General features: G+C 68.6%; 18 protein-coding genes. 10 read left to right on the top strand and 8 right to left on the bottom strand.

Annotated elements, in window-relative coordinates:
• Positions 1 to 9: 9 nt before the first annotated feature.
• Positions 10 to 2,106: a malate synthase G gene (locus AX692_RS17415; RefSeq protein ID WP_073973209.1), complete on the top strand. Its 2,097-nt coding sequence runs from the start codon at positions 10 to 12 to the stop codon at positions 2,104 to 2,106.
• Positions 2,107 to 2,127: 21 nt separating this feature from the next.
• Here the strand turns inward: AX692_RS17415 and AX692_RS17410 are convergent, their stop codons facing one another.
• The 5 genes from AX692_RS17410 to AX692_RS17390 all read right to left on the bottom strand — a co-directional run bounded on the left by AX692_RS17410 (position 2,128) and on the right by AX692_RS17390 (position 8,770).
• Positions 2,128 to 2,994 (bottom strand): hypothetical protein, encoded by an 867-nt coding sequence (locus AX692_RS17410; protein WP_073973208.1) that lies wholly within the window; start codon positions 2,992 to 2,994, stop codon positions 2,128 to 2,130.
• A gap of 54 nt (positions 2,995 to 3,048) precedes the next feature.
• Positions 3,049 to 3,879, bottom strand: coding sequence for a 16S rRNA (adenine(1518)-N(6)/adenine(1519)-N(6))-dimethyltransferase RsmA (rsmA, locus tag AX692_RS17405; protein WP_073973207.1), 831 nt, complete (start codon positions 3,877 to 3,879; stop codon positions 3,049 to 3,051).
• Positions 3,872 to 4,882: a 4-hydroxythreonine-4-phosphate dehydrogenase PdxA gene (gene pdxA, locus AX692_RS17400; protein ID WP_230959653.1), complete on the bottom strand. Its 1,011-nt coding sequence runs from the start codon at positions 4,880 to 4,882 to the stop codon at positions 3,872 to 3,874. The genes rsmA and pdxA overlap by 8 nt, the downstream gene beginning before the upstream one ends.
• A gap of 5 nt (positions 4,883 to 4,887) precedes the next feature.
• A complete protein-coding gene (locus AX692_RS17395; RefSeq protein ID WP_073973224.1) occupies positions 4,888 to 6,255 on the bottom strand; it encodes a peptidylprolyl isomerase in 1,368 nt (455 codons plus the stop codon).
• A gap of 235 nt (positions 6,256 to 6,490) precedes the next feature.
• A complete protein-coding gene (locus AX692_RS17390) occupies positions 6,491 to 8,770 on the bottom strand; it encodes an LPS-assembly protein LptD (RefSeq protein WP_073973205.1) in 2,280 nt (759 codons plus the stop codon).
• A gap of 124 nt (positions 8,771 to 8,894) precedes the next feature.
• Here AX692_RS17390 and AX692_RS17385 point away from each other — a divergent pair, with 124 nt between their 5' ends.
• The 5 genes from AX692_RS17385 to ndk all read left to right on the top strand — a co-directional run bounded on the left by AX692_RS17385 (position 8,895) and on the right by ndk (position 12,126).
• Positions 8,895 to 10,355: a leucyl aminopeptidase gene (locus tag AX692_RS17385; protein ID WP_073973204.1), complete on the top strand. Its 1,461-nt coding sequence runs from the start codon at positions 8,895 to 8,897 to the stop codon at positions 10,353 to 10,355.
• Positions 10,356 to 10,367: 12 nt separating this feature from the next.
• A complete protein-coding gene (locus AX692_RS19315) occupies positions 10,368 to 10,556 on the top strand; it encodes a DUF2256 domain-containing protein (RefSeq protein WP_081095427.1) in 189 nt (62 codons plus the stop codon).
• Positions 10,553 to 10,987 (top strand): DNA polymerase III subunit chi, encoded by a 435-nt coding sequence (locus AX692_RS17380; protein ID WP_073973203.1) that lies wholly within the window; start codon positions 10,553 to 10,555, stop codon positions 10,985 to 10,987. Before AX692_RS19315 ends, AX692_RS17380 begins: the two co-directional genes overlap by 4 nt.
• 84 nt (positions 10,988 to 11,071) lie before the next feature.
• Positions 11,072 to 11,566 carry a hypothetical protein gene (locus tag AX692_RS17375; RefSeq protein WP_073973202.1) on the top strand — a complete coding sequence of 165 codons (495 nt, stop codon included), beginning with the start codon at positions 11,072 to 11,074 and terminating at the stop codon, positions 11,564 to 11,566.
• Positions 11,567 to 11,703: 137 nt separating this feature from the next.
• The gene (gene ndk / locus AX692_RS17370) at positions 11,704 to 12,126 is read left to right on the top strand and encodes a nucleoside-diphosphate kinase (RefSeq protein ID WP_017665770.1); all 423 of its coding nucleotides are present in this window, start codon (positions 11,704 to 11,706) and stop codon (positions 12,124 to 12,126) included.
• Positions 12,127 to 12,180: 54 nt separating this feature from the next.
• Here the strand turns inward: ndk and AX692_RS17365 are convergent, their stop codons facing one another.
• From AX692_RS17365 to purM, 3 genes are read right to left on the bottom strand one after another with little or no spacing between them, the layout of a single operon-like run.
• Positions 12,181 to 13,389, bottom strand: a complete 1,209-nt coding sequence (locus tag AX692_RS17365) for a sulfotransferase (protein WP_073973201.1) — start codon at positions 13,387 to 13,389, stop codon at positions 12,181 to 12,183.
• On the bottom strand, positions 13,389 to 14,354 hold the full coding sequence (gene purN, locus AX692_RS17360; RefSeq protein ID WP_081095426.1) for a phosphoribosylglycinamide formyltransferase: 966 nt from the start codon (positions 14,352 to 14,354) through the stop codon (positions 13,389 to 13,391). The genes AX692_RS17365 and purN overlap by 1 nt, the downstream gene beginning before the upstream one ends.
• Entirely contained in the window at positions 14,347 to 15,465 is a 1,119-nt protein-coding gene (purM, locus tag AX692_RS17355; RefSeq protein ID WP_073973222.1) for a phosphoribosylformylglycinamidine cyclo-ligase, read from the bottom strand. The genes purN and purM overlap by 8 nt, the downstream gene beginning before the upstream one ends.
• Positions 15,466 to 15,563: 98 nt before the next feature.
• Between purM and AX692_RS17350 the strand changes: the two genes are divergently transcribed.
• Genes AX692_RS17350 through AX692_RS17335 form a run of 4 tightly spaced genes read left to right on the top strand, consistent with a single transcriptional unit; the run spans position 15,564 to position 18,653 of the window.
• Entirely contained in the window at positions 15,564 to 16,826 is a 1,263-nt protein-coding gene (locus tag AX692_RS17350) for a heavy-metal-associated domain-containing protein (protein WP_330997368.1), read from the top strand.
• 15 nt (positions 16,827 to 16,841) lie between these two features.
• Positions 16,842 to 17,480, top strand: coding sequence for an HdaA/DnaA family protein (locus AX692_RS17345; RefSeq protein ID WP_073973199.1), 639 nt, complete (start codon positions 16,842 to 16,844; stop codon positions 17,478 to 17,480).
• A 55-nt stretch (positions 17,481 to 17,535) separates the two neighbouring features.
• Positions 17,536 to 18,276 (top strand): serine O-acetyltransferase EpsC, encoded by a 741-nt coding sequence (gene epsC, locus AX692_RS17340; protein WP_073973198.1) that lies wholly within the window; start codon positions 17,536 to 17,538, stop codon positions 18,274 to 18,276.
• 8 nt (positions 18,277 to 18,284) lie between these two features.
• Positions 18,285 to 18,653 carry a DUF2794 domain-containing protein gene (locus tag AX692_RS17335; protein WP_073973197.1) on the top strand — a complete coding sequence of 123 codons (369 nt, stop codon included), beginning with the start codon at positions 18,285 to 18,287 and terminating at the stop codon, positions 18,651 to 18,653.
• Positions 18,654 to 18,820: the final 167 nt, after the last annotated feature.

The following is an 18,820-nucleotide window of genomic DNA, read 5'->3' as shown; positions in this document are numbered from 1 at the left end:
AGGACTACCATGACTGACATGACCACCCGCGCCGGTGTGAGCATCGACTCCCGGCTGGCGAGCTTCCTCGAAAGCGAAGTGCTGGGGCCGCTCGGGCGTGAAGTTGACGCCTTCTGGCAGGGCTTCGCCGCGCTGCTCGCCGACTTCGCGCCGAGGAACCGCGCGCTGCTTGCCAAGCGCGAGGCGCTGCAGGCGCAGATCGACGCGTGGCACATCGAGCGCGCGGGCAAGCCGCATGACGCCGCCGCCTACAAGGCGTTCCTGACCGAGATCGGCTACCTCGTCCCCGAGCCGGGCGAGTTCCAGATCGGCACGCAGAACGTCGACCCCGAGATCGCGACGATGGCCGGGCCGCAGCTGGTGGTGCCGATCCTCAACGCCCGCTTCCTGCTCAACGCGGCCAATGCGCGGTGGGGGAGCCTCTACGATGCCTTCTACGGCACCGATGCGCTCGATGCGCCCGCGGCGCGGCCGGGCGGGTATGACGAGGCGCGCGGCGCGGCGGTGATTGCGCGCGGGCGGCAGTTCCTCGACAGCGCCTTCCCGCTCGCAAGCGGCAGCTGGGCCGAACTTGCGGGCCGCGACGACATCGCGCTCGCCGATCCGGCGCAGCAGGTGGGCACCACCGACAAGGGCGTGCTGCTGAAAAACAACGGCTTGCACGTCGAAATTCTGTTCGATCCCGCCACCCCCGTCGGCGCGACCGATAAGGCGGGCATCGCCGACATCATCGTCGAAGCCGCGCTCACCACCATCGCCGATTGCGAGGACTCCGTCGCCGCGGTGGACGCCGAGGATAAGCTGCTCGCCTACACCAACTGGCTCGGCATCATCCGCGGCGATCTGTCGGAGAGCTTCGAAAAGGGCGGCAAGACGCTCACCCGCACGCTGGCGGGCGACAAGACTTATACCGACGACGACGGCACCCCGCAGACCCTCAAGGGCCGCAGCCTGATGTTCGTGCGCAATGTCGGCCACCTCATGACCAACCCGGCGATCCGCCTGCCCGATGGCAGCGAGATCCCCGAGGGGATCATGGATGCGGTCTTCACCTCCGCCATCAGCACCCTCGATGTCGAAGGCCACGGCAGGTTCGGCAATTCGCGCTCCGGCTCGATCTATATCGTCAAGCCCAAGATGCACGGGCCGGAAGAATGCGCCTTCACCAACGACCTGTTCGACGCGGTCGAGGACCTGCTCGGCCTGCCGCGCCACACGATCAAGGTCGGGGTAATGGACGAGGAACGCCGCACCAGCGTGAACCTTGCCGCCTGCATCCACGCCGTGCGCGACCGCATCGTCTTCATCAACACCGGCTTCCTCGACCGCACCGGGGACGAGATCCACACCTCGATGCGCGCAGGACCCATGCTGCGCAAGGGCGCGATGAAGGGCTCCGACTGGCTCAAGGCCTACGAGGCGAGGAACGTCGCCATCGGCCTTGCGCATGGCCTCTCGGGCAAGGCGCAGATCGGCAAGGGCATGTGGGCCGCGCCCGATCTGATGGGGCAGATGATGGTCGAGAAGATCGGCCACCTCAAGGCGGGCGCCAACACCGCCTGGGTGCCGTCGCCCACCGCCGCGACGCTCCATGCGCTCCACTACCACCAGATCGACGTGTTCGACGTGCAGAAGCACCTGCCCGAGCCTGCGAGCCTCGAAGACCTCTTGGCGATCCCGCTGGCAGACGGCGCGAACTGGTCGGAGGAGGAAATTCGCGAGGAGCTCGACAATAATTGCCAGGGCCTGCTCGGCTACGTGGTGCGCTGGATCGACCAAGGGGTGGGCTGCTCCAAGGTGCCCGACATCAACGACGTCGGCCTGATGGAGGACCGCGCGACGCTGCGCATCTCCTCGCAGCACATCGCCAACTGGCTGCTGCACGGAGTGGTCAGCGAGGCGCAGGTGATGGAGAGCCTCGCCCGCATGGCCGCCAAGGTTGACGCGCAGAACGCGGGCGACCCGCTTTACGTACCGCTCACCGGCAACGAAGGCGGCGCGGCCTTCAGCGCGGCCAGGGACCTGATCTTCAAGGGGGTGGAGCAGCCCAGCGGCTATACCGAGCCGCTGCTGCACGCTTGGCGCTTGCGCAAGAAGGTGGGGTAACGGCGGCAGGTGCTCCGCACGTTAGAACCAGGGTAACCGTTCGACAAAGCCTGCAACCGGCGCGCAGCGTCTGTCAGGATTGAGTTGGTCGGTTGCGTGAAATGGCGAAGGATCGTGCACAAATCCTCCGCGCATGTACGACCAATGCGCCGAGCGTCGCTCGCCAAGCGCGATATAGGCATGGCGGTTGACTCCAGTTGAATGGCTGTCGTCTGCGCGCATGATCAGCGGCGAAAGGTCCCACCGGCTTGTGGCAAGCCGTTCACTTCTTTTGCCATCCGCCACAAGGATGCAGTAAGGGCGCCCGCCTGCGAATGCCTTTGCGCTCTCGCTTACGGTCAATTGCCAAAGCGCGACCAGCGTCAGGCTGATCGAGAGCATAACAGCGATTGTTCCAGCGTGGCGGCGGTGGATCGTGTCAAGTCGCGAAGCTGTGGCCAGTAGGCCGCTCACTACAAGCATTGCCAGCAGGAAGGCTAGTGTTGCGCTCGCACCGATACGATGTGCGAGTGTCGGCCCGAGTTCAAGGATCATGGCGCATACGATCGTTGCAAGGACGCTTGTCTGGGCGGGAGCCCAATGCAGTTTCTTCAACGGCTCGCTACGCCAATTAGCGAAAGCGGCCACGAGACCACGGACTGCTGCACCTACGAGCGTGGCGAGGAGACCGAGCGCCATAAATCCTCGTCCCAAGAATGACCAATCGTCGCTCGAAGGAACTGGGCGGGTCATCAACCACCAGATCGCGCACCACACTGGAACGATGATGGCGATGAGCCAAGGATACCCTTCACGTGGCCACAGCAGCACGAACAGCCAGCCTGTCATGAAAAACAAGAGAAGCAACTGAGCGGGCAGGAGCGTCTGGATAAGATCGCCGAAGGTCATGATTGCGGCTGTTACTAAAGAAGCATTTATCGCCAGTTAAGGGTTTGAAAATGCTTATTGGCATGAACTCAGCGCCTTTGCCAGCGCCACGAACTCGGCCACGCTGACCGTCTCGGCGCGGCGGGTCTCGTCGATGCCGAGGCTGGCAAGGGCCTCCAAAGCTCCCGGCACGCCCTTCAGGCTCTGGCGCAGCATCTTGCGGCGCTGGCCGAAGGCGGCTTCGGTGAGGCGTTCGAGCGTGCGGGCGCTGACACCCTCCGGCATGGCGGCGGGGGTCACGTGGACGATGGCGCTCATCACCTTGGGGGGCGGGGTGAAGGCGCTGCGGTGGACCTTCATGGCGAGCCGCGCCTCGCTGCGCCACTGGGCGAGCACGGCGAGGCGGCCGTAGGCATCATCGCCTGCATCGGCGACGATGCGGTCGGCGACCTCACGCTGGAACATGAGGGTGAGGGACTGCCACAGGGGCGGCCAGCTCTCCCCGCCGAGCCAGCGCACGAACAGCGCGGTGCCGACGTTGTAGGGGAGGTTGGAGAGGACGTGGAAGGGCTGATGGCCCATCAGCTCTGAGTGATCGAGCTTGAGCGCATCGCCCTCGACCACGGTGAGCTGGCCGGGAAAGGCATCGCCGAGTTCGGCCAGCGCGGGGAGGCAGCGGCGGTCCATCTCGATGGCGGTGACGCGTGCGCCCGCCCGCAGCAGCGCGCGCGTCAGCCCGCCGGGCCCGGGGCCGACCTCGAGCACCGCCTGCCCGCCGAGGTCGCCGGGCAGCGCGGCGATGCGGGCGAGGAGCTGCTCGTCGAGCAGGAAGTTCTGCCCCAGCGCCTTGGAGGCGGCGAGGTTGTGACGGGCAATGACCTCGCGGATGGGAGGGAGGTCAGGCACCGGCGGTGGCCCGCGCTGCCGCCATCTCCGCCGCCATCACGATCGCCGCCGCCATCGCGCCCGGGTCGGCCACGCCTTGCCCGGCGATGTCGTAGGCGGTGCCGTGATCGGGCGAGGTGCGAATGATCGGCAGGCCGAGGGTGACGTTGACGCCCTCGTCGAACTCGAGCGCTTTCAAGGGGATGAGCGCCTGGTCATGGTACATGCACAGCGCCGCGTCGTACCCGGCGCGGGCGCGGGGGGTGAACAGGGCGTCGCCCGGGATGGGGCCGGTGGCGGCGATCCCCTCGGCCTGCAAGGCGGCTATGGCAGGGGCGATCAGCCTTGCCTCCTCGTCACCGAACTGCCCGCCCTCACCCGCGTGGGGGTTCAGCGCAGCGATGGCGAGGCGGGGCTGCGCAATGCCGAAGTCGCGCCGCAGACCCTCGGCCACGATGCGCGCCTTGTGGACGATCAGCTCGGCCGAGAGCAGCGCGGGCACCTCGGCGAGCGCGACATGGACGGTGAGCGGCACGGTGCGCAGGGAGGGCCCGGCGAGCATCATCACCGCGTCGCGATAGGGGCGGCCGCAGGCGTCGGCAAGGAACTCGGTCTGGCCCGGGTAGTCCCAGCCGATGGCCGCGAGCGCGCCCTTGGAGACAGGCGCGGTGACCAGCCCGGAGGCCACGCCCGCGAGCGCACACTTCGCGGCCAGCTGGAGCGAGGTGAGCGCAAGGCGGGCACCCTCGGGCGAGGGCTGCGCGGGGTGCCATGGCCCCTCGAGCAGGGCCAGCACCGGCAGGCCAACGGCGCTCGCGAACAGTGCCTCCGACGGGTCGGCGATGGGGACGATCGGGCAGTCGATCCCGAGCGCTTCGGCGCAGCCACGCAGCAGCTCCGGCCCGCCGACCACGAAGGCAGGCGGCGCACGGCGCTCCGCCCGGAGGCGCGCCCAGGCGCCGAGAATCACCTCGGGGCCGATGCCCGCCGGATCACCGAGCGATATCGCGAGCGGAGCGGGCAATGCGCTCAATTGTACTCGATATAGGCGTCGTTGCGCAGGTCGCGCAGCAGGCGCTGGGCCTGCTTGTTGACCCGCTCCTGCTCGAGCTGGTCCATCACCGCGGCAAAGGTCGGCGCGCCGGCGTCCTTGGGATCGTCGCGCCCGCACAGCATCAGCACGCGCACGCCCTCCTGGATGCCGCCGAAGGGCGGGGTAGCCTGCCCGATCTGGAGCTGGAGCACCACGTCGCGCAGCTGTGCCGGCAGGTTCGCGGCCTTGATCTGGTCGTTGGCAATGACCTCGGCCCCGATCTTGGCGGCGCCCGCCTCGACATCGGCGCAGCCGCGCAGGCTGCCGAGGAACTGGCTGAACGCGTCGACCTTGGCTTCGGCCTGCTCCTGCGTCACGCCGGGGGGGAAAGTGATCGAGATCTGCTTCAGGCTGAGCACGGCCTCGGCCGGATCGGCCATCAGCACCTGGCGCTTGTTGATGAGGTAGATGATCGAGAAGCCGCCGGGGATCTCGATCGGGCCCTGAAGCTGGCCGGGCTGCATGGTGCGCACCGCCGCGGCGAGCTGCGGGGGCAGCTGTCCCGCGCGCACCCAGCCGAGATCGCCGCCGACGACCTGCGTGCTCGCCTCGGAATATTGCCGGGCATAGGCGACGAAGCTGCCACCCTGCTGCAATTGCTGCACGATCGTCTGCGCGTTCTTGAGCACCGCGGCGCGGTTCTCCGTGGTGGCCGAGAGGTAGATCTCGCCGATCCGGTATTCCTCGGTGCCCTTGGCCTCGGTCATCCGCTTGAGGACTTCGTTGACCTCTTCGGCCGAGATGTTGACGCGCGGCATGACGTTGCGGCGCAGCAGGTTGTCCCACGCCACTTCGCCTTCGATCTGGCGCTTGAGCGAGGCCGCCGAGGAACCGATCGATTCGAGATAGGCGTCCATCTTCCTGGGGTCGCCGCCGAAATTCTGCGCGGCGAGCTGCTGGTAGGTCTGCTCGATCTCCTCGCGCTTGACCTCGATCTCGTCGGCCTCGGCGGCCTGGATCTTGAGCGTCTCGTCGATCAGGTTGCGCAGCACCTGGACGCGCAGGCGCAGCATCTCCTCTGGCGGGATCTCGGCGTCCGAGGCCGCCGTCACCAGCGCGACGCGCTGATCGATGTCGGTGCCGGTGATGACATAGCCGTTGACGATGGCGGTAGCGGTGCGCTTGTCGGGATCGGCCTTGCCGAACAGGGTGATGTCTTCGGGCAGGCCGAAGGGATTGTCGGCCGTGGGCACGGCGACGGTCTGCGCCGTCGCAGCCATGGGGGCCGCGGCAAGGCCCAGGATCGCCGCACCCGCCAGCGCGGTTCCGGCCTTGGCAAACAGCGCCTTCGAAAACAGCTTCACATTCACTCGTTCATTCCCGCCTTGTGGCCCCGGTCTTCAGGCCGAAGTCGCGTGCAAACCCGCACGCCTTGCTGCGCCGATGCCCGGCACCGGCTGAATGGAAGCTGAGCCCTCCGCGATCCTGGGAAGGGGGCAGCTTGCCGCGGTGCGCTCCTTAACGCGATTCACGCGCCCTGCCAATTCTTGCAGGGATGCAATCGGGGGGCAGCGCAACCCGAGGGTGCAGGCCTGCGGATCAGCGGAATCCGAGATTGCGCAAGGCGAAGAACAGCTGGAAGGCATTGCCGCGCCGCGCGTCGCCCGCGTCGATGAAGTCGCGCCGCCAGGTCGCGCCGAATTCGATGCAGTCATCGGCATAGGCTACGCCGAAGCGCGTGCGGATCGGCTGGAAGCCGTCGGGCTGGAACACCGGATCCTCGTCGCGATCGGTGAGGTTGAACACCCCCGAGCCGAACATCGACCACTTGCGCCCGATCGCCACGCGCGCAGCCGCACGCAGCTCCTCGCGGTCGCGCAGGTCTTCCACGGTGGCGATGTCGCGGTTCAGCCGCAGGTAGCCGACCTCGACATAGGTGCGGCGCGAGCCGATGGTCGCGTCGATCTCGTTGCGGCGGATCGCGAGGTTGTCCTTGTCGAGCCGGAAGCGGTGGGTGAACTGCACGAGGTTGCGGAAGCGCACCTCGGTGCGGCCGACGAAATCGGTGACGCGCTCCGACAAGCCGGTGCCTTCGGGAAACAGGCCGTCGCGCGGCGCTTCCAGCCGGAAGGACTGGCCGATCGTGGTCTTGATCCGCCAGCCGGGGCGCTGCAATTCCCAGTCGAGCCCCCAGGTGACGCGGCTCCCGTCCTCGACCCGGTCATAGCCGGGGAAGCGGTTCAGGGCGAAGAGGTTCGAATCCTCCAGATCGATCGCGCGCGCGTCCTCGTTCGGCACGTCGAGATTGCGCACCCGCGGGCTGGCGACGAATTGCAGGCGCGGCTTGAACACCTGCGTGCCGCCGAAGGCCTCGCCGACGAAGGGCCATTCGATATCGAGCGCGGCGGTGGCGATGCCGCGCGCGGTCCAGCCTTCGGTGCCGCGATAGGTGAGCGTGGTGGTCGCAAGGCTGTTGTTGGTGTTGTAGATGTCGCCCCGCACGAGGCCGGTGAGCGTGACGACCTGGCCGAGCGGGGTGAGGCGCTTCAGATCCCACTGCGCGCCTGCGAAGGCGCGCTGGGTGTCCTGCCCCTCGTTGCGCAGCAGCGCGAGGCTGTTGGCCTGCACCATCAGGTCGCCGCCCAGGATCTTGTCGCCGATCTTCTGGCGATAGTCGATCGCGGGCAGGGCGAGCGGCACCTGCCCCTGATCGGCATTGAGCCGCAGCGTCTGCGTCGCCCAGCCGGCGATCGAGAGGTAGGAGCGATCGGTGATGCGCTCGAGATTGAAGGTCGAGCGCAGCCGGTCGTCGCGGCTGATGTCGTAGCGGCGCAGGAAGGTGCGGTCGGAGGCGAGGCGGATCGAGCCGGTGAGGCTCCAGTCGGGCGAGAACTGGAAGCGGCCATTGGCATCGAGATAGCCGCGCGGGTCGTTGCGCAGGCTCTGCCCGCCGGTGAGGTCGGTCGCGCGGTCGGAGAAGGTGGCATAGCCGGTGACCTGATAGGCGCCCTTCTCGGTCAGGTGCCGCCATCTGGCGCTCGCCATCGGGGCGACGTTGGAGAAGACATAGGCGCCCAGCGTCAGATCGGCATTGTCGGCCATGCGCCAGTAATACTCGCCGCTGAGTTCGAGCCCGTTGACCTGCGTCAGGCGGATGTCGGGCACCAGGAAGCCGCTTTCCGCCTTGCCGTCGGTACGCACGGCAAGGCCGGGCATCGGCAGGATCGGCGTGCCGAACAGCTCGAGCATCGCGCCCTCGAAGCGCACGCGGTTCGCCTTCTGGTCATAGACCACGCGGCGCGCGGTGACGCGCCAGCTGGGGTTCTGCGCGCAGCCTTCGGCATCGGTGACGGCGCAGGCGGTGTAGGCGGCATCGGTGAGCACCGCGACGCCGTTCTCCCCGCGCATCGCCGAGCGCGCCGCCAGCCGTCCCCCGGCACGCAGCGCGATGAGGAGCTCGCTCATCGCGCCGGTATCGAATTCCTCCGTCAGTTCGACCTGATCGGTGAACAGCTGGTTGCCCGCCTCGTCGACGAGGCGGATGTTGCCGGTGGCGATGATCTTGCCCGACTTGCGATCCCACACGACCTCATCGGCGCGCACCGAGCGGTCGTCGGAACGCAGGATCACGTCGCCGCGCGCGGTGACGGTGTCGGTCTGGTCATTGTAGCTGAGCTCGCGCGCCTCGAAGTCGATTTTTCGCGGGGCCTCGGCGCTGCTGGCGGAAGCCATAGCGGGCTCGGCCTCCTGCGCGGCGAGCGGGCCGGCGGCCAGCGCGAGGGCGAGCATCAGCGCAAGACGTGACACCGCAGCCGGCGCCGGGAAGCGCGGGGCAGGGCGCGCGGCCACGCGCGGTGCGTCTTGCAAGCCTCCCGACATGGCCTTGCCTATTGCACCGCTCGCGCTTAATCGCAATCGCCATTGCGCAGGGCCCGCGCGCGGCCTGTCGCAGGGGGCAAGCGCCCTGTCAGCCCCGGCTTTTCCAGTGTTCTTCGGAGTATCCATGCAGATTCATCTCACCGCCGCCCCGCCCGCCGACATCCGCTTGCACGCGCGGGTGGTGAACCAGGGGCAGGCGCTGGCCGGGCTCGATCCGGCGCTGGTCGAGGGCGCGGCGGCGAGCCGCTTCTCGGGCCGCGCGGGCCAGGTGTTCGAGGGTTTCGCGAGCGTCGATGGTGCGGTCAGGCGCATCGCCATCGCCGGGCTGGGCGAGGCCGCCTCGGCCGACCGCCGCCACCACTGCGAGCGGGCGGGCGCGGCGCTGACCGCCAAGTATCTCGTCTCGGGCGAGAGCGCGATGGTGCTCGACCTCGGCGGCGCGGGCCTCACCGCCGATCAGGCCGCTGCCGTGCTGCTCGGCCTGCGCCTGCGCGCCTGGCGCCACGACGCCTACCGCACGCGCCTTGCCGCCGACAAGCGCCCCTCGCTGGCGGAGGTTCACGTGGTGAACGCCCCCGAGGGCACCGCCGATGCATGGGAGCGCGAGGCGGCGCTCGCCAAGGGGGTGGAGTTCACCCGCGGCCTCGTCACCGAGCCCGCCAACATCATCTACCCCGAAAGCTTCGTCGCCGCCTGCCGCGAGGCCTTCGAAGGCACCGGGGTCGAGATCACCGTGCTCGGCGAGGCAGAGATGAAGGCGCTCGGCATGGGCGCGCTGATCGGGGTCGGGCAGGGCTCGGCGCGCGAATCGCAGCTCCTCGCGATCCGCTGGAACGGCGGTGCGGACGGCGAGAAGCCCACGGTCTTCGTCGGCAAGGGCGTCACCTTCGACACCGGCGGCATCTCGCTGAAGCCGCCGCCGGGGATGGAGGACATGAAGTGGGACATGGGCGGGGCAGGCGCGGTCGCCGGCGCGATGCTGGCGCTCGCCTCGCGCAAGGCCAAGGCCAACGTGATCGGCGTCATGGGCCTCGTCGAGAACATGCCCGATGCCGCCGCGCAGCGCCCGGGCGACATCGTCACCACCATGAGCGGCCAGACGGTCGAGGTGCTCAACACCGATGCGGAAGGCCGGCTGGTGCTGTGCGACGCGCTGCACTGGGCGCAGGAGCAATATGCGCCCGCGCGGATCGTCGACCTCGCCACGCTGACCGGGGCGATGATCATCAGCCTCGGCAACGAATATGGCGGGATGTTCGCCAATGACGACACGCTGGCCGCGCAGCTTTCGGCAGCAGGCCTCGCCAGCGGCGACAAGCTGTGGCGCATGCCGCTCGGGGCCAATTACGACAAGCTGATCGATTCGCCCGTCGCCGACATCAAGAACGTGGGGCCCCGCGAGGCCGGCTCGATCACCGCCGCGCAATTCCTCCAGCGCTTCATCAAGGAGGGCACCCCCTGGGCGCACCTCGACATCGCGGGGATGGTGTGGTCGCAGAAGCCCGGCCACACCTGGGAGAAGGGCGCAACCGGCTACGGCGTGCGCCTCATCGACCAGTTCGTGCGGGATGTGGTCGAAGGCTAGTGTGAGCGCCTCATGCCGAGAATGAGGCGTAAATCCGATTTGCCCACCAAGACCTGCCTTGCCTGCGGGCTGCCCTTCGCATGGCGCAAGAAGTGGGAGCGGGACTGGGACAATGTGAAATATTGTTCCGACCGCTGCCGCAGGACGAAGTCGCCGCCCACAGGTAGCGAACCGGTAGGGCGACAAGGACTCCGCTCATGAAACTCGATTTCTGGCAGGTCACCGATGATCCGGTCGAGAAGGTCGTCGCGCTGATCGCCCGGCGCGTGCTGGGTGAGGGCGAGCGGGTGCTGGTGGTCGCCGCCGATGCCGAACAGCGCGCCGCCATCGCCCGCGCGCTATGGGATGCGGGGCCGGAGAGTTTTCTGGCGAACGGGGAGGCCGATGGCCCCGGCTCCGATCGCCAGCCTGTGCTGCTCTCTGCCGAACCGGCCCCTCTCAACGGCGCGAGCCACGTGATCCTTGCCGACGGCACTTACCGCGATACCGAGGGCTTTGCCCGGGTGTTCCTGCTCTTCCCCCCCGATCTTGCCCCCGCAGCGCGGCAGGCATGGCGCGCGGTCGACGGGCGCGAGGGGCTGGAGCGCGCCTATTTCGCGCAGGAGGCGGGGCGCTGGGTCAAGAAGGGTTGAGGGCTTGCGCCAGCGCCCGCGATAGGTGATCCTCCGGAGTGCACTGAGAAGGGGGAACAGGCGATGAAACAGGCGGCACTTGTGATGGCAACCGGCGCAGCGCTGTTGCTGGCGGCGTGCGGATCGGAAACCTCGGGCGAATTCAAGACCGAGGACGGCAAGGATGCCGAATACACCATCGACAAGGAAACCGGCGAGACCAGCATGACCATCACGGACGAGGATGGCGAGGCCTCCTTGCGGGCCGGCGCGAATGTGCCGGTCAGCCTGCCCGACGGCTTCACGCTGTTCCCCGGGTCCAAGGTCGTCAACAATGCAGTGGTCAACCAGCCCGACGGGCAGGGGACGATGATCACCTTCGAGGCCGAAGCCCCCGCCGACAAGGTCGTCGCCCATTACCGCGACGCGGCCAAGGCGGCCGGGTTCGACATCCAGCTCGAGATGAACACCAACGGCACCCAGATGGTAGCGGGCGAGCGCAAGGCGGACAGCGCGACCATATCGGTCACCGCCAGCCCGGACGAGGGCGGCGGGGCAAGCACAGGCCAGATCATCATCGCCACCAAGAAGGGCGGCTGAGCCGCTACCTACGCGCTGATCCAGCTCGTGCGGCCACGCCGCAGATGGGCGCGCGCACGCTTGCCATTTTGCAGCGCAGCAACTAGGGGCGCGGCCAAAGATCCCCCACAACGAATAAGCGTTCACAGGAGCATAGCATGGCGGTCACCCGCACCTTCTCGATCATCAAGCCCGACGCCACCCGCCGCAACCTCACCGGTGCGGTCACCAAGATGCTGGAAGAGGCCGGCCTGCGCGTCGTCGCGAGCAAGCGCATCCACATGACCCGCGAACAGGCCGAAGGCTTCTACGCGGTCCACAAGGAACGCCCCTTCTTCGGCGAACTCGTCGAATTCATGATGAGCGAGCCGGTGGTGGTGCAGGTGCTCGAGGGCGAGGACGCCGTGACCCGCAACCGCGACATCATGGGCGCGACCAACCCCGAGAACGCCGAGCCCGGCACGATCCGCAAGGAACTGGCGCTCTCGATCGGCGAGAACACCGTCCACGGTTCGGATTCGGAAGAAAACGCCGCGATCGAGATCGCCTTCTTCTTCAAGCCGGAAGAAATCGTCGGCTAAGTCCTCGGACAGAACGACAGGCAAGGGGCCGTCCCGCAAGGGGCGGCCCTTTTGCTATCCGGCTTCTGCGAAGCGCGCCAGTTGCGCCGCATGCGCGCGGTGGTGGCCGTCTTCGCTGGCGGCCATGACCTTGTGCATCGCCGCGCGGGCCTCAGGGGTGAGGGTGAGGCCGAGGTCGGCGTAGATGCCGGTGATCGCCGCCTCCCAGTCCGCGTTCAGCGCATCGAAGCAGGCGCGCGCAACCGGTCCCTGCCAGCTCGCCAGCGCCTCGGCCATGCGCGCTTCGCGCAAGGCAATCTTGTGCCGCCAGCGGGCCTCGATCGCATCGAGGCAGCAGCTGTCCGATTGCATCGCCATCTGATTGGCCGCGAGGCTGATCGCGCTTCGGAGCACCGCCTCGTGCTCACGCTCGGCGATGACGAGGCGGGCTTCGGGGAACAGGTCGAGCAGGGTCGACAGGTCCTCGGCGAAGGCGGGGACTTTCAGCACGCGGGGCTTGTCGGCGATCCCCCGGTGCGCCGCGTCGGTCTGGAGAATGCGCCGGAATTCGCGGTAGATCGGCGCAGGATCACGCGCCTCGCTCCACGCCGAAAAGGCCGGGATGTGCCACTGGCTCTCGTAGATCGAATGGTGGAGCGCGGCCGAAATCCACGCCAGTTCTTCCTCGACCGCAGCAGGGGCCATCGGATGAATCGACTGCATCCACGGATTGAGCAGGCCGAGCATCGCGAGCTCCAGCGCGGCCTTGACGCGGTTCATGCCCAGCTTGCCGGGGACGGGATGATAGGCGTCGCAATAGCGGGTGTGCGCGTGCGCCGGATCGGCGGCGAGCAGGGTGTGGATGCGGGTGGTGCCGGAGCGCATATGGCCGATGACGATGATCGGCGGGGCGAGGGGCGTCTCGAGCAGCTCGGGCCGCTCCAGCCACAGGTTGCCGAAGGCGAGCCGGTTCTTCACCGCGCGCGACAACTGCCCCCAGGCCATCGCGCGCCCGAGCGGGTTGAGATCGGCTTGCGCCGCGATGCTGGCGACGAGCCGCGCGAGCCGCTCGCGGAAATCGGCGACGCCCTCGGGCGCGCGCCCGCCATGCTCCGCCGCCTCGGCGCGCGCGCCGTAGGGCTTGGCGGCGAGCGCCCACAGCGCCTCCGGGTCGAGCGCGGGCGGGGGCAGCCAGCCGCGCTCCCACGCCTTGCCGAGGAAGGCATTGGCGCGCTCGGCAAGCGGGCCGCGGGCGAGCAGGTGATCGCGCACCGGCGCGGCCATCAGAATTCCTCCGCCACGTCGATCAGCCGCGTCAGCCGCTTGGGCGCGGCGCCGCGCCAGCTGCGCTCCAGCCATTCGGCCACGGCGTCCCAATCGACGCCGGGGCGGTTGAGGATGATCCCCACCCACCCGCTCGCGCCGTAATAGGCGGGCTTGAAATAGACCTCTGGCTGATCTTCCACGAGGCTCAGCAACTCGTCCATGCCGCCAGTGCGCACCAGCAGGGCGATATGTTCCGTGCCGTGGTGCTGGTCGGCGAAATAGGCGAAAAACTTGCCGGACTTGTCGCCGCCAACGCGGAAGCCAGGGCTGCCGTGGCTCTCGCGCTCGTCGGTTTCGGGCAGGGCGAGCGCAAGCGCGCGCACCCGCGCCAGCAGCGCCGCCGGATCGCGCCAGCGGCTGACATAGTCGGCGACGGCACGCGGGTAGAGCTGGTGCTCGGCGAATTTGACGCGCGCGGCGAGGCTCTCCGGGGTGTCATCGGGCGTGATCGGCACCGCGATCTGGGCCAGCACCTCGCCCGCGTCGAGTTCGGGCGTCACCAGATGGACACTGGTGCCAGCATGGCTGTCGCCCGCCTCGATGGCGCGCGCATGGGTGTCGAGGCCCTTGTACTTGGGCAGCAGCGAGGGGTGAATGTTGAGCATCCGCCCCGCCCAGCGCTCCACGAACCCGTCCGAGAGGATGCGCATGTAGCCCGCGAGCACGATATGGTCCGCGCCTGCTTCCAGCACGGCGGCCTCCATCGCCGCGTCGTGATCGGCGCGGGTCAGCCCCTTGTGGGGCAGGGCGAAGATCGGGATGCCCTCGGCCTTGGCCAGCGCAAGACCTTCAGCTTCGGAATTGTTCGAGGCGACCAGCACCACCTCGTAGGGGCACTCCGCCACGCGGCTGGCATAGACCAGCGCGGCCATGTTGGTGCCCGCGCCGGAGATGAGGACGGCGATTCTGGCTTTCTCAGCCAAGGTGCGTGGCGCTCCAATCGCTCTTGGCGGACCAGGTCTCGACCGAACCGCGCACGGTGCAGCCCTTCTCGCCCGCTGCGATCCGGCCGACGGGCACGACCGTCTCGCCCGATGCTTCGAGCCTTGCAGTGACCTCGCCAACATGCGCCTCGCTCACCGCCAGCACCATGCCGACGCCGCAGTTGAAGGTGCGCGCCATTTCCTCGGGCTCGATATGCCCCTGCGCCTGCAGGAAGGCCATCAGGCGCGGCTGGGGCCAGAGGTCGGCATCGACATGGGCGTGGGCGCCTTGCGGAAGTATGCGCGGGATGTTCTCGAGCAGGCCGCCGCCGGTGATGTGGGCCAGCGCATTGATGCGGCCTTCGCGGATCAGCGGCAGCAGGCTCGCGACATAGATGCGGGTCGGCGCGATCAGCGCGTCGATCAGCAATTGCTCCTGATCGAACAGGGCAGGGCGGTTCAGCTTCCAGCCCTTGTCGGCCGCGAGCCTGCGGACCAGCGAGTAGCCGTTCGAGTGGACGCCGCTTGAAGCGAGGCCGATGAGAAAGTCACCCGGCGCAACCTTGTCGCCCGTCAACTGCTCGCCGCGCTCCACCGCGCCGACGCAGAAGCCGGCGAGGTCATAGTCTCCGGGCGCATACATCCCCGGCATCTCCGCCGTCTCGCCGCCGATCAGCGCGCAGCCTGCCATCTTGCAGCCCTCGGCAATCCCGGCGATCACCCGCTCGGCGACGCCGCTCTCGAGCTTGCCGGTGGCGAAATAGTCGAGGAAGAACAAGGGCTCCGCGCCCTGAACGATCAGATCGTTGACGCACATCGCGACCAGATCGATCCCGACCGTGTCGTGCCGGTCATGCTCGATCGCGAGCTTGAGCTTGGTGCCGACGCCGTCATTGGCCGCGACCAGCAGCGGGTCACTATATCCCGCCGCCTTGGGATCGAAGAACCCGCCGAACCCGCCCAGCTCGCTCGTCGCCCCGGGGCGCGCGGTGGCCTTGGCAAGCGGGGCGATGGCCTTGACCAGCGCATTGCCCGCCGCGATCGACACCCCCGCATCGGCATAGGTGTAGCCCGAGCCCTGCGGCTTGCTCTCGTTTGTCCCCGAAGTCATGCACGCCGCCATAGCTGTTCGCGCTTGGAATTCCACCCGCCTTTGGGCAAAGGGGCAGGGCTTTCCCCATGCGTGCGACGCTTTCCCTTCCTGGCCCGGTGGCCGCATCCTCCCGCGCCGCCGGTCGGCGCTGGCTGGCAGGCGCGCTGCTGATGCTGGCGCTGCTCGGCGGCGGATTTGCCGTGATCGCGCAGGTCGCGGGCGAGCGCGGGATCGCGCCCACCGCCGCCAGCGCCGACATCGAGGTCAAGGGCATTAACGTCGACGTCCAGGGCAAGAGCGCCGAGGACGCGCGCACCAATGGCTGGCGAGAGGCGCAGAGGAAGGCGTGGGAGAAGCTCAAGGGCCCCAAGCTCTCCGACAGCCAGCTCGAAGGCCTCGTCTCGGCGATCGTGATCGAGAAGGAGCGCCTCGGCCCCCGGCGCTACATCGCCACATTGGGCGTGGTGTTCGACCGTCAGCGCGCCAGCGGCTATCTCGGCGGGGCGCAGCAGACCGCGCGCTCGGCGCCGCTGCTGCTGATCCCGGTGCAGGAGGTAGGCGGGGCCTACATCACCTTCGAACAGCGCAACCCCTGGCAGCGCGCCTGGGCCGAGTTCAACCCGGGCGCGAGCCGGATCGATTACGTGCGCCTCTCGGGCGGCGGGGGCGATTCGCTGCTGGTCAATTTCGGCCAGACCGGGCGGCACAGCCGCGGCTGGTGGCGCTCGACCCTCGATCAGTACGGCGCGACCGACGTGCTGATGGCCTTCGCCCGGCTCGACCACCAGTTCCCCGGCGGGCCGGTCACCGGCACCTTCACCGCGCGCTACGGCCCCGACAGCCGCCCGCTCGACAGCTTCACCCTGAAGGCCGACAGCCCCGACGCCGTCCCCGCGATGCTCGCGCAGGCGGTGGAGCGGATGGACCAGATCTTCACCGGCGCACTGGCCTCGGGCAAGCTCCGCCCCGATCCGAGCCTCAGGCTGGGTGCGGGCGGGGTGATCGACCCGGCGATCCAGCGCCTGATCGAGATCGGCCGCGCCGCGCAGGCGAGGAAGGCCGCCGCGGCCGCCGCAGCCGCGGGCGAAGTGCCGCAGATCGAGGCCCAGCCCGTCACCGGGATCGAGCCCGGCGAGGCCGCGGTGCGCAACATCACCGTCCAGTTCGCGAGCCCCGATGCCGGGGCCTTCGATGCCGCACTGGGCGCGGTGCGCGCCACCGGCGGGGTGCGCGGGGTGGGTGTCACCAGCACCGCGATCGGCGGCACCTCGGTGATGAGCGTCGCCTTCGCCGGATCGCTAGACGAGCTCGCCGCCGCCCTTGAAGCGCGCGGGTTTAACGTGCGGCGCGGGGCGAACGCGCTCGCCATCAGCCGCTAAGGCCTGCGCGCCGCGATGGGCGAGCCGTCCCAGATAGCCCTTCCCCTGTCCGCGCGCGGCACGGTGCAGCGGATCGTGGTGGGGGAGGCCAATGCCGCCGTCGTCGAGGCGCTCCAGCACCCGGAACGCTGGCCGTTCCGCGTCGCCGTCCTCACCGGTCCGCCACGCTCGGGCAAGAGCCTGCTCGCGCGCTGGGCGGCGGGGCTGCATGGCGATGCCCTCGAGGTGATCGACGATGCGCAAGGCATGGACGAGACCGCGCTGTTCCACCGCTGGAACGCCGTCCAGCAGGGCGGCACCCGGGAGGGCGGAGCGCTGCTGCTGGTCGCCGCCGCAGGGCCGGAAGGCTGGCGCATCACGCTCCCCGATCTTGCCTCGCGCATCGGCGGCTCGCTCCAGCTCGCAATCGGCGCGCCCGATGATGCCTTGGCCGCCGATCTGATCCTCGCCCACGCCGAGGCGCGCGGGCTCAGCCTGCCCGAGGGCGCGGCCGATTACCTCGTCCCCCGCACGACACGCAGCTTCGCCGCGATCGAGGCGCTGGTGGCGACAATCGACCGCATCTCCCTTGAACGCCAGACGCCCGCCACCATGTCTGTCTGGCGCGCCGCGCTCGAAGCCCTGCACGGGCCCGAGCAGCAGCGCCTGCTCTAACGGTCGCGCGGCCCCGATTGCATCGGGCGCGCTTTGGTGGGAAAAGCGAGGGGCCATGTTTGACCGTCTTGTCAGCTATCTGGACTCGATCCGCGCCCGCGACCCCGCGCCGCGCTCGCGCTGGGAGATCCTGCTCTACCCCGGCGTCTGGGCGCTGGGCTTCCACCGCATCGCGCACTGGCTGTTCGAGGCAAGGATGTATTTCCTCGCGCGGCTGGTGAACCATGTCTCGCGGCTGCTGACCGCGATCGACATCCATCCCGGCGCCACCATCGGCAAGAACTTCTTCATCGACCACGGCTTCACCGTGATCGGCGAGACCGCCGAGATCGGCGACAACGTCACGATCTACCAATGCGTCACGCTGGGCGGCACCAATCCCACCAACGGCAAGGGCGGCAAGCGCCACCCGACGCTGCAGGACAATGTCATCATCGGTTCGGGCGCGCAGATCATCGGGCCGATCGTGGTGGGCGAGCGCGCGCGGGTGGGCGCCAATGCGGTGGTGACCGACGATGTGCCCGCGGGCGCGACGATGATCGGCTTGAAGGCCCGCTCGACGCTGGTTCCGGCGGAGGAGTGGATCAAGGAATTCATCCCCTACGGCACGCCCTGCGATGACCCCCCTTGCGACGACAAGGGCCGCCCGCGCGGCGACTGTGTCGAGAAGCTCGAGGCCGAGGTCGCCAGCATGCGCGAGGAGATGGCGCTGCTGAAGGCGCTGATCGCCGAGCGCGAGGCTCCGGCCCCGTCGCCCGCGCCCGCGCGGCTGCGCAAGAGCGGCACCAAGGACTGAGGGCGAGGATGGCCGCACCACACTCGCCGGGGGGCACGCCCGGACAGGTGGTTCCCTTTCCGGCCCGCGGTGCGGATCAGGTCGGCTTCGAACGGCCCGAGCTGATGCGCATCCTCGACCTCTACGGCCGCATGGTCGCAGCCGGCGAATGGCGCGACTACGCGATGGACTTCACCCGCCACGCCGCCACCTTCGCCGCCTTCCGCCGCGCCGCGGAGCGCCCGCAGGCCCGGGTGGAGAAGCGCCCCGCATTGCGCGGCAAGCAGGGGATGTGGACCCTGTTCGGCGAACACGGCCAGGTGCTGAAGCGCGGGCATGATCTGGCGAATGTGCTCGCCCCGATGGAGCGGCGGCTGTTGAAGGCGGTCGAGGAATAGGGGCGCGCGCGGACTCGATCAGCAAGAATTGAAGCTTTCGGGCTTACAGCACGCTATCTAAGTGACTGTGGCTGGGTGGCGACCCGACAACATTGCTTCCATACAATGAACGTTGCGACCGAGGTGCAACCCATCGCCTTAATCATCTCGGTCTGATCAAAGCCTGG

This window comes from Erythrobacter donghaensis (assembly GCF_001557325.1).
Classification (GTDB): Bacteria; Pseudomonadota; Alphaproteobacteria; order Sphingomonadales; family Sphingomonadaceae; genus Erythrobacter; species Erythrobacter donghaensis_B.
The sequence above is the reverse complement of the archived record's forward strand: the minus strand, read 5'-3'. Positions and strand labels throughout refer to the sequence as shown.

Coding starts and splice junctions, on each gene's coding strand:
- AX692_RS17415 (WP_073973209.1), top strand. CDS start 10: ATGACTGACATGACCACCCGCGCCGGTGTGAGCATCGACTCCCGGCTG.
- AX692_RS17410 (WP_073973208.1), bottom strand. CDS start 2,994: ATGACCTTCGGCGATCTTATCCAGACGCTCCTGCCCGCTCAGTTGCTT.
- AX692_RS17390 (WP_073973205.1), bottom strand. CDS start 8,770: ATGTCGGGAGGCTTGCAAGACGCACCGCGCGTGGCCGCGCGCCCTGCC.
- AX692_RS17385 (WP_073973204.1), top strand. CDS start 8,895: ATGCAGATTCATCTCACCGCCGCCCCGCCCGCCGACATCCGCTTGCAC.
- AX692_RS19315 (WP_081095427.1), top strand. CDS start 10,368: ATGCCGAGAATGAGGCGTAAATCCGATTTGCCCACCAAGACCTGCCTT.
- AX692_RS17380 (WP_073973203.1), top strand. CDS start 10,553: ATGAAACTCGATTTCTGGCAGGTCACCGATGATCCGGTCGAGAAGGTC.
- AX692_RS17375 (WP_073973202.1), top strand. CDS start 11,072: ATGGCAACCGGCGCAGCGCTGTTGCTGGCGGCGTGCGGATCGGAAACC.
- ndk (WP_017665770.1), top strand. CDS start 11,704: ATGGCGGTCACCCGCACCTTCTCGATCATCAAGCCCGACGCCACCCGC.
- AX692_RS17365 (WP_073973201.1), bottom strand. CDS start 13,389: ATGGCCGCGCCGGTGCGCGATCACCTGCTCGCCCGCGGCCCGCTTGCC.
- purM (WP_073973222.1), bottom strand. CDS start 15,465: ATGACTTCGGGGACAAACGAGAGCAAGCCGCAGGGCTCGGGCTACACC.
- AX692_RS17345 (WP_073973199.1), top strand. CDS start 16,842: ATGGGCGAGCCGTCCCAGATAGCCCTTCCCCTGTCCGCGCGCGGCACG.
- epsC (WP_073973198.1), top strand. CDS start 17,536: ATGTTTGACCGTCTTGTCAGCTATCTGGACTCGATCCGCGCCCGCGAC.
- AX692_RS17335 (WP_073973197.1), top strand. CDS start 18,285: ATGGCCGCACCACACTCGCCGGGGGGCACGCCCGGACAGGTGGTTCCC.